Annotated in this window: 9 protein-coding genes; 2 read left to right on the plus strand and 7 right to left on the minus strand. The window is 42.5% G+C overall.

Going from position 1 to position 9469, the window contains the following annotated elements:
• From H5185_RS19155 to H5185_RS19170, 4 genes are all read right to left on the minus strand, one after another.
• On the minus strand, positions 1–790 hold a 790-nt coding region (locus H5185_RS19155), incomplete at its 3' end, for a LysM-like peptidoglycan-binding domain-containing protein (protein ID WP_310741677.1).
• Positions 791–1102: 312 nt separating this feature from the next.
• Positions 1103–4801: an AAA family ATPase gene (locus H5185_RS19160; protein ID WP_182742894.1), complete on the minus strand. Its 3699-nt coding sequence runs from the start codon at positions 4799–4801 to the stop codon at positions 1103–1105.
• Positions 4798–6141, minus strand: coding sequence for an exonuclease subunit SbcD (gene sbcD, locus H5185_RS19165; protein WP_182742895.1), 1344 nt, complete (start codon positions 6139–6141; stop codon positions 4798–4800). The genes H5185_RS19160 and sbcD overlap by 4 nt, the downstream gene beginning before the upstream one ends.
• A 65-nt stretch (positions 6142–6206) precedes the next feature.
• Positions 6207–6968 carry a TSUP family transporter gene (locus tag H5185_RS19170; protein ID WP_124016115.1) on the minus strand — a complete coding sequence of 254 codons (762 nt, stop codon included), beginning with the start codon at positions 6966–6968 and terminating at the stop codon, positions 6207–6209.
• A gap of 260 nt (positions 6969–7228) precedes the next feature.
• Between H5185_RS19170 and H5185_RS19175 the strand changes: the two genes are divergently transcribed.
• Entirely contained in the window at positions 7229–7906 is a 678-nt protein-coding gene (locus H5185_RS19175) for an SDR family NAD(P)-dependent oxidoreductase (RefSeq protein ID WP_182742896.1), read from the plus strand.
• Between the two features lie 15 nt (positions 7907–7921).
• Here the strand turns inward: H5185_RS19175 and H5185_RS19180 are convergent, their stop codons facing one another.
• Positions 7922–8119 carry a hypothetical protein gene (locus tag H5185_RS19180; RefSeq protein ID WP_124016117.1) on the minus strand — a complete coding sequence of 66 codons (198 nt, stop codon included), beginning with the start codon at positions 8117–8119 and terminating at the stop codon, positions 7922–7924.
• A gap of 96 nt (positions 8120–8215) precedes the next feature.
• Between H5185_RS19180 and H5185_RS19185 the strand changes: the two genes are divergently transcribed.
• Positions 8216–8422, plus strand: coding sequence for a hypothetical protein (locus H5185_RS19185; RefSeq protein WP_124016118.1), 207 nt, complete (start codon positions 8216–8218; stop codon positions 8420–8422).
• A gap of 104 nt (positions 8423–8526) precedes the next feature.
• Here the strand turns inward: H5185_RS19185 and H5185_RS19190 are convergent, their stop codons facing one another.
• A complete protein-coding gene (locus H5185_RS19190) occupies positions 8527–8913 on the minus strand; it encodes a ribonuclease E inhibitor RraB (protein ID WP_182698474.1) in 387 nt (128 codons plus the stop codon).
• Positions 8914–8923: 10 nt separating this feature from the next.
• On the minus strand, positions 8924–9157 hold the full coding sequence (locus H5185_RS19195) for an RNA-binding S4 domain-containing protein (protein ID WP_124016120.1): 234 nt from the start codon (positions 9155–9157) through the stop codon (positions 8924–8926).
• Positions 9158–9469: the final 312 nt, after the last annotated feature.

A 9469-nucleotide genomic window follows, 5' to 3' on the forward strand; every position in this document is an offset into this window, starting at 1 on the left:
GGATGTCGTAATAGTTGCCATCAGTGTTTTGAAATGCGGTTATATCGCGACGACTGGTATTAATCCTAATACCTTCAATCGTTGTCATCCCCGTTAGTTCACCTTCAACGAACTGATCATTTACCAAAACCGAAAAGGTGTCACCTGCATGTAACTCGCGTGAAAAGTTTAATTTCGACTTTAATAATGACTCCACTTTTTGAATTTCAGCAGCACTTAAACCGGCTTTTTTAGCTGACACGTAAAAAGAACCATTAATTTCGCCGCCGACGATACGATTTTGCCAAATACCATCAATATTAATGTCATTTACAGCGTAAGTTCCGTCTTCAAAACGAGTGAAAACCACTTGATGAGCAGGATTAAAATATAACTCTAACTTATCAAGTTCGCCGTTCGCGTTATCCCAGAACTGGATACGGTTACCGGGTAACAAAGTATCTAACGCTAACACTTCTAAATCAGCCTCAAGGACTTTGTACATGGTTCGTTGGTCGATACCAGCTAACTCAAATAACTGACTTAAAGTATCACCACTTTGGATCACGCGGTCTAAAATTGGCGATGTCGGCTTAACAATTTTCAAGGTACTGTCTTGCTGAGCGATATGTGGCAATAGTGAATCGATATCAATAGCCACGGGAATTCGTTGAGATGAAAACTCTTGTTGTGTTGGCCATAATAAGGCGGCACCGACAACAAACACGCTTGCTAGCAAGAATTTCTTGTGCAAGTTTGGTAAGTTCAATTGACTTACCGATGGCCGTTGGAAGGCCATTATTTTACTCATTAGCAATGTTTAATCCACCCTAAAAGATGACGTTTTATATTTATTGTTTTTTCTTTTACTGCAAACTGTTATTGCGATACTGAGAATAAAATGAGCTAACACGTTACGTTTAGGTCATTTTTGTCATCAATATGGCCTAATATTTGATACTTCGCAGTCCGGTAAAAACAGCTTAAAACGCGGGCTTCTGTACTCAAATTGCATTTCAACGCTCTTTTATATCAAAAAAAAATCATATTACAAATATAAAATGTTATTTAATTAATATTAATTTTGAACTCAATGGCAGTCATTACGGGAGTTTGAGGTAGATCAACTGCCGTTAATCGCAAATTCATGCTGTAATTTACTTATACCAAGACCATTCATTTTATTCACTTTTATCTGCACGTCGATCCGCTCTTTCATCGCTTCAATATGGCTAATCACGCCTATCATTTTGCCCGATGCATTTAAATTATCTAATGCATCGAGTGCGGTATCTAGAGTTTGGCTGTCTAAGGTACCAAAGCCTTCATCCAAAAACAGTGAGTCAATGCTCGTTTTATGACTTACCAAGTCAGATAGCGCTAACGCAAGCGCTAGGCTAACCAAAAAGCTTTCACCGCCAGACAAGGTTCGGGTATCGCGAACGGCATCACCTTGCCAGGTATCGAGCACTTGTAACTCTAATGCATCCGACTCTTTGCGCTCTAATAAGTAACGGCCCTGGAGACGTTCAAGCTGTCGATTAGCTAACGCTACTAAATGATCTAAAGTAAGCCCTTGAGCAAATTTGCGGAACTTATCGCCTTTTTGTGAGCCGATGAGAGCATGCAAATAGGCAAGATCGTCATAAACTTGCAGTGATTGCGCCTGCTGTTTTAACAGTTGCTGCTGCCCTTCTCGCCTACTGGCATCAAGTTCGAGCTCGTGCGTTAAGCGCCACAAAGTTTGGGTTAATTGTTGATGCTCTGAATCGAGCGTCTGATGCTGCTGTAATATTTCACCTTGTTGGGCTAAATCATAACGATGTTGTTGCCCAAGCTGCATCAACTCAGTTTGGCGCGCAACGGCCTGCTCAACCAAGGTTTTGGCTTTAACAATTTCATTGTCTAATTGCTGTTTAAGTTGTTGCAATCGATAACGTTCATCCGCGCTAAGTAACGCTTGCTCAAAAGCCTGTCGATCATCAAATGGACTAGCATGTAAGGCACTCATCCATTGGCGGTGTAATTGCTGCCATTCTTGATTAACTTGTGTTGTCTGAGTTTGGGTGGCGCTTTGCTGCGCACTTAAGCTAGCAAGATGTTTATCCGCTGCTTGTAATTGCAGCTGTACTGTCGCTAATTGTTGCTGAGCTTGCTCTAATGCTGTTTGGCTTAGCTGTTTTTCATCCTCAATCACTTTATCTGCAAAAATAAGCTTACGTTGTGCCTGTAGGTTGCTGAGCTGCTGTTGTGCATTATCGAATTGCTCTGTCACTGCACTTAACCTTGTACTCAAATCCTCCGCTTGCAGATTATTGGCCATGAGCTTTTCAGCCGTAATACTCAATTGCTGCCGATTATCATTAGCCTGCTGCTGCGCTTGAGTCCAAAGCTCGAGTTGCTGTTGTAACTGGTTTAGCCAATCTACGGCATCGGCTATTGTCGGCGCCGTTAACCCTGTGGCGATAATCTGTTTTTCAAGCCCGTTGAGTAATGACGTTTGCTGCGCAGTCACCGTCTCCACTTGCTGCTGACGACTGAGTAAACCTTGCTGCAAGTTATCAAGCTGTTGTTGTAACAGCGCTTGCTGATTAATCAACTCAGCAAGCACTTGTTGAGCTTGCACCACATACTGCTGATGCTTATGTAAGGTTTTTTGACATTGGCTAAGCTGAGAGATTGTGAGCGCTAATTGCTGTTGCTTGGTTTCAGTTTGGTCGATGTAATCGCTTAATGCGGACTGCTGCTGCAAATCCAATTCAAGAGATATTGATAAAGCCTCTGTTTGCTGCTGCCACTGATGAACTATGGTTTGGATGTCTGCTTGAGTTTGAGTTAACTGTTGTTGCGTATTGTCATAATTAATTTGCAGCGCCGTTTGTTGATGTTTAAGTTGCTCACCTTGTTGTTTAATCGCGTCAAGCTCAGCCTGCAACTGTTGTGCTCTTTGTTCTGTCGCTGACACATTGAGTGTTTGGTAGCGCTCAACTAAGGGATGCTCGGTTGAACCGCATAAAGCACAAGGCTCACCGGCTTTAAGTTTGGCACGCTCTATGGTTAAACTGGCAATTTGCTGTTCTTGGTGCAATAACATTTGCACATCTTTAACTTGCTGATTTTTATCACTCCACTGGCTTCTTACCCCAGAAAGAGACTGCACCAGAGCTTGCAACTCAGTCTCAAATTGCACCGAATCAGCAGTTAACTGCTGGCATTGCTGTTGCTGGCGGATAAATTGGCTCAACAACTGGGTTAATTGATAACGTCCCGCTTGCTGCTCAATCAGTTGCTGATAATCAGCATTAATTTGTGCTTCACCTTGGCCGGCCAATAATGCTGCTAATGCTTTTTGGCTGTCTTCTTGCTGTGATCTTGCTTGAGCAAGCTCAGTTTGAGCTTGTTGTATTTGCGGCGCGAACGCCCCTAGCGTCAGCTGATTGTGCTTGATCGCATCTTGTTGCTGCGTACATAGGCTATTGATCTGGCTCAGCTGCTCGCTAAGTTGCACAACTTGTGTGTACTGGTTTTGCCAAGCGGCAAACTTTTTAGCCACTTCCTGGCCTTGTGGCAAACTCTCGAGCTGTTGCTGAATGTGTTGCTTTGCGGCGGTTAGTGTCTGTTGCTGCACTAATAAATCTTGTTGTTGCTCGCGCGTCTTTTGTTGCTGCTCATGGGTTTGTTGATGAGTTAATTTAATGTGGTTTAATTGATAATTGTGTTGATGGATCTGCTGATCCAACGGCAACACTTGCTCATCAATTAATGCCAGTAAAACGTTATGTGCCTGATTAACATTTTCAAGCTGTAGTAGGCTTTGAGTCTGCTTATGTTTATGCTCTTGCAGTAGCGTTTCAGCTTGCTCGGTTTGTTGACTTAATTCACTCAACTGCGCCGTTAATAGTTGCGCTTTTTCGTGCGCTTTCTGCTGTTGTTCAAATAATGGCAAAATCTGCTGCGCTGGTTCACTGCGCTGTAATTGCATTAACGCGTCACTGTGTTGTTGCTGATGCGTTAGCGCCTGTTGCTGCTCAGCCTCAAGCTTAGCTAATGACTGCTGGGCTTGCTCAGAACTATTGGCCCAGGTAATAAACTGACTTAATTGAGTCAGCTGTAATTGTTGCTGCTGTAAGGTTTGGCTATATTGTTCAATCTGGTCTTTGTGTTGCTGTATTTGCTGTTCATCAAACAACTCGACACTGCCAAGTTTTGCCTCAAGCAATTTCAAATTGGTTTTGGCTTCGCTAAAATGCTGGTGAACTCGTTCTGAGATCAGTCCATAAATTTCGGTGCCGGTGAGCTCTTCTAACAATTCAGCACGATCATTAGCATCGGCATTCAAAAAAGCCGCAAACTGCCCTTGAGACAACATCATTGATTTGGTAAAACGAGCAAAGTCGAGCCCAGTAATTTGTTCAATTAATTCTGTTTTACGCTTTATTTGGCTGGCAAGAATTTTACCGTCACTTAGCTGTGCTAGCTCCACTTGTGCATCTTGCAGATTACCATCGGCTTTATCACGCGAGCGCCTTTGACTCCAAAAAGCACGATAAGCAACGCCTTTAACTTCAAACTCAACTTCGGCTAAACATTCAGCGGTGCCGCGCGTCATTAACTCATTAGTGGTTTTAGAGATATTATTTAACCGTGGCGTGCGATGGTAAAGCGCTAGGCAAATAGCATCCAGTATGGTGGTTTTACCCGAACCTGTGGGCCCAGTAATGGCAAATAAACCGTTTTCAGCAAAAGGTGATTGGGTAAAGTCGATTTTCCACTCATTTTTAAGCGAGTTAATATTTTTAAAGCGAAGGCTTAAAATTTTCATGACTGTTCACCGTCTGTCGCACTTTGTGTAACAACCTCAGTGTTAACCTGATGAGACATAGTCTCTTGCAACACATGACTTGCAGCGGTTTCTTGAGTATGTCGCTCAGACTCAACCTCAGCAACCACTTGGCTAAAGCGCTGCTTAATGCGGCCTAACTGCGCCTGCTGCAACTCACTGTCAAATGTTTCTTGGGCTAAACGTCGAGCAAAGACCTCATCAACACTTAACTCAGATAAGGTTTCATTATCTAACTGTTTAATATGTTGTTGACGTTGGCTACGGGCACGTTTTAATTGCAATACCTCAACCGCTTGACCTTGAGTCATGTCGGCGATACGCGATTGCAGATCTGAGAGGTAATCTTGCTGCGAGACTTCAATGCTTAACCAAGTCATGGTTGTGGCATCGGTTTGCACAGCAAATGCACTTATCTGTTGTTCAATACTGTCTAAGTCGCCTTTGAGCACCTGCATCGGCTGAAAAATGGGTACAAGCAACGGCGTAACCTGGCTGAGTGCGGCATGGCTAAACTCAACCAGAAATACTGATTTATTTGGTGTGTTGTCACTTGATAGCTCATCGAAACTGAGTGCAATAGGTGAGCCGCTGTAACGAATATGGGCAGATTTCGCCACCACTTGTGGCCGATGAATGTGGCCTAAGGCAATGTAATCTGCTGCCGGAAAAAGTGCCGCGTTAAAAGCATCTAAACTGCCAATATAAATATCACGTACGGATTCAGAAGTACTTGCACCAACAGTGGTTAAATGGCCGGTCGCAATAATAGGCACTGGTGTTGCCAGCCTTGTATTAACAAGCTTTGCTTGCTCAAAACAACTTTGATAGAGCTCACTAATGGCATCACCTAATTTGCGTTGTTTATCGATTGAAGATTCACCAGATTCACTTAACACCACATCTCGTGGACGTAAAAAAGGTAACGCACATAAAATAGCTCCTACTTCACCCATGCGATTATTGAGAGTAAAGACATGCTCTTCAACACGTTCAAGAGCCCCTGGGATAACCACGGTATTAAGGCAGGCTAACAGATTTTTAGATTCATTTAAGGTTGATACTGAATCGTGATTACCACCCAGTAAAATTAGCTGACAACCTGTTTGTTGAATTTGAACAATGAATTGATTATATAAGGCGCGGGCATAGCTTGGCGGCGTGCCAGTATCGAAAATATCGCCCGCAACAATAAGGGCATCAACTTGATGAAGGTCGATTTGCTCAAGTAACCATGCCATAAAAGCTTGATGCTCGGCTGCGCGGCTTTTGCCATAAAAATATTGGCCGAGGTGCCAATCTGATGTGTGAATAATGCGCATAACATCCCTTTTAATCAAAAACGCTTAATAATGGCGTGAGTAAACCCGAATTGCCGCTATTACGATCACATATATTGCGACCACAATAATTTACCGCTCATTCCCAATGACATGATCACCACCAAAGGTTTAATAATTTTAACTCCTTTAGTGACCACAAGGCGTGAGCCTAATGTGGCACCAATGGCCTGGCCTACCAGCATAATTAATCCTAATATCACCGCCACTTGACCACCAATTAAGAAGAAAATGAGCGAAGCAATGTTCGTGGCAAAATTGAGTAGTTTTGCATGCGCAGTGGCTTTAGCTAAACCAAAACCGGCTAATGAGACAAATGCCAAGGCAAAAAAGCTCCCAGTACCTGGGCCAAAAAAACCATCATAGAAGCCAACGCCTAATGCAGCAGTAAATGCAAATACGCTTGGCGTGAGAATTTGTTGGCGATCTTGCTCACTGATTTTTTTAGACAATAAAAAATAACAACCAATGGCTAAAATCAAAAAAGGTAACACTACCTCTAACAGTTTCGCGTCGATCATTTGTACTAATATGGTGCCAATTGAGGCACCGATAAAGGCGCAAATCAACGACAGTTTTATACTGCGTAAATCGACCAAGCCTTTACGGACAAAATATAGACTTGCAAAAAAACTCCCACCACAGGCTTGTAACTTATTGGTACCTAAAGCCGCTGCTGGCGGCAGCCCAGCCCACATCAATGCCGGAATGGTGAGTAAACCGCCCCCACCAGCTATTGCGTCAATAAAACCGGCAATTAAAGCAACAGCAAACAAAATAACGCCGAGTTGGAGCGTGAGTTCAAACATGAAAGTTCTCTATAATGGCAACAAATGTGAAGTCAGTAAGACAATAATAAGGCGTTATTAGACAATCTTTAACGTCAAAATACAAAGCGTTCCGAGTTATTTATTCGATTTAACTTAACTAATCGCTACTCGCATAAATAAATGATTATCAAACAGCTCAATGTTTGCATTGATTATCGTTTTAGGACACTGGCACTTTGCGCTTCAGTTGTGCATTGATATAGTAGCCGACCTAATGAACACTAGCTGAAGGCTTTATTATGATTGTTATTACCGGCGCGAGCAGCGGCTTAGGTGCCGCATTGACCCATCTTTACGCTGCAGAAAAACACAGTCTATTGATCACTGGTCGCAGTGAGCAAAAATTGGCTAATGTCATGGCAGACTTGGCCCCACTTGAGCAAGCTAATGTAACCGCTCACGCAGCAGACTTATGTGTGGCACAGGATGTTAGTGATTTATTTTCGCGTTTATCGACGCCGCCTAGTCGGGTAATTCATTGTGCAGGTAGTGGTTACTTTGGCCCAATTGAACAACAATCTCCGCACGCGATTAATCAACTAATTAACAATAACCTCACCTCAAGCATTTTACTGTTACGAGAGCTAGTAAGTCGTTATCGTCATCACAAGGTGACGGTTGTTGTAGTCATGTCGACGGCAGCACAGGCTGGCAAAGCAAATGAGTCAACCTATTGTGCGGTTAAGTGGGCGGCAAAAGGGTTGCTTGAATCCTTGCGACTAGAATTAAAAGACAGTCCCATGAAATTAGTTGCCGTTTATCCCGGAGGCATGGCAACCGACTTTTGGCAAACCAGTGGCAAAGACATCGATACCTCAAGCTTTATGACTGCAGCAGAAGCAGCCACAATGCTTAAGCAAGCTTTAATCGCTACTGAGCATGGTTATGTGTCGGACATTACCCTTAATCGTAGTTAACAAGCCGTTTGTTGATTAAAGAGTTGGCTTTGTTGACCAATACCAGCAATATATCCAACCTGCTGGAGCAAAAACAATGTTTAACACTAAGGCATAAAATCCGACTAGCGGTAAATTAGTGGTTTTACCTTTGGCAAACTTTAAGGTGAAAAACACCACAACCAAGGTTAGAACGAAAATAATTTGGCCAATCAATGTGGCATTTAAATTCATGATTTTACCCTTTAATCATCAAGCCCGTTATGCTGAAATAGCAATATCGTTAACTGATGATACATTTAATATTAGATTATTTATAAGGCCACCACAATGTATAAAAAAGTCGTCGTAATACTGGTGTCGATCAACCTGCTTCTTGGCTTGTCAGCTTGCGCTGAATTAAAACACACTGGCAAAGAAATCGGTCACACCACAAAAAAAGTGACCACAGCAATCGGTCACGGTACGCGCGATGCCGTAAAGGCCATTGGTCACGAAACTAAAGAAGTCATTAATGACATAAAAGAAGATGACTAAATTCCGTCGTATAAATTAAGAAAAAGCCGTTAATGCGGGGCATTAACGGCTTTTTTTGAATTGGATAACTCAATTCAATTTTTAATCATGACTAAATGGCGATATTAGTGTTTACAATGCTCACCGTGTACATGGTCATCATCAGCAAATTCATCATCGCCACCTTGATTTTGCATTACGCCCCAACCATCAGAAATACCGTCAAATTCTTGCGCAAAGCTATTTAACTCGGTCTCTTTACCAACCAGTGCCGCGTATTCTGGCACCATTTGCAAGCAAACAATCACTTCCCACTTAGTGTTTTCTTCATCAAAATTTAGCTCAAGCTCGCCTTGCATATCGGTTTGGCTTAATGCCTCTAACGCTGACTCTGCATCACGTTGGTCATCAAACACTAAGAAGAAATCGACTTCTATTGACTTAGTAAGATCAATACCGGCATCCGCCATTGCTGCCAACATTTGGCCATTATCATCTTCTGGGAATTGCATTTATCAATCCTTACTCTGCTGGAACAATTTCAATTGTTGTACCATTGAACGACACCATATCGCCAACAACACACTTTTTACGTTTACGCGTATCAACTTCACCATTAACGGTAACCTGACCTTCGGTAATGACATGCTTTGCTTCACCACCACCGTTAACTAAACCAAGTACTTTGAGTACTTTGTACAGTTCTACGAATTCATCACCTTGAAGTAATGCAAACGCTTGAGTTTGAGTCGTCACAATAATCGCCTTTTTATCAAAATATATCGGTTATTATAGCCTATGCCAGTTTAGCAAGCATCAAGCATTTTAAATGGACTACTAAAGGCATATTCAAAGCCTAACTGATGGCTGATTAATTGACCGTCGATAATTTTACTGGGTTGTTCCTGTTGATTAAACTGCGGCGCAATTAATCCCAGATGCTCGGTCGCTAGATCAAACCGTCACCGAACATGATGCGGCGGTATTTAATGATAGCAGTGATATTTTATTACAAGCAGAAGCGATATTTTCTGCAATGCAAAACAGCTGTATTGTGCGATTTTCAGG

Origin of the sequence: Shewanella sp. SG44-6 (genome assembly GCF_014164185.1) — a bacterium.
GTDB lineage: Bacteria > Pseudomonadota > Gammaproteobacteria > Enterobacterales > Shewanellaceae > Shewanella > Shewanella vesiculosa.